1 protein-coding gene is annotated in these 611 nt (G+C 56.6%); it reads right to left on the reverse strand.

What is annotated here, in order from left to right:
• Positions 1–57: 57 nt before the first annotated feature.
• On the reverse strand, positions 58–611 hold a 554-nt coding region (locus tag ACNOHI_RS25140), incomplete at its 5' end, for a hypothetical protein (RefSeq protein ID WP_420477457.1).

Here is a 611-nt window from a genome sequence, read left to right on the forward strand (position 1 = left end):
CTGCGGTGATGATTAGGTGCACTTTCCGCAGCTGCCGTAGTATCTCTTCTCTGCCAATCATTCTACCTTCTCCTTACTGTACATACTCGTACCAATTTCAGCCTCTGCTGGGAATGGGACCTCACCAATGATGCCGTAGTTAGGCCAGAGCTGGTGGATACGCTTAGGTGCATCCTCCATGCACTGCTTAACCAGCAGGCTCGCCTCACGTCCAACCTCCGGGTTGGCGCTGTCCAGATACAACGCGTCGTGTACGTTCGTAATCAGGCACACCTGATTGTCGAACCAGTCACGGGCCAGGAGTGCACGCAGAACCATACCAGCCGCCACCGCCATCAGGAAGAACGCTTCCCCTTGGCACCAGTAGTTAGCCATCTCGGTTTCCTTGTAGTCCATTACCTTCTGCTTACGCTGCCCAGGTACAACCTCTTTCCACTGCTCCTTCTGACGGAAGCTGTAGCGGGCACCGGCTGGGCTGGTCCACGTCCCAATGCGATATAGTCGGTAGCTGCCGTCGTCCGCCTGCTCTCGGTACATGCGCCCCTCGTTCCCGGTGCGCTCTACCTCTTCCTTGACAACAGCGCGGAACCCGATAGTGTCAGGGAACAGCT

The organism is Noviherbaspirillum sp. ST9 (genome assembly GCF_048799745.1).
GTDB lineage: Bacteria > Pseudomonadota > Gammaproteobacteria > Burkholderiales > Burkholderiaceae_D > Noviherbaspirillum.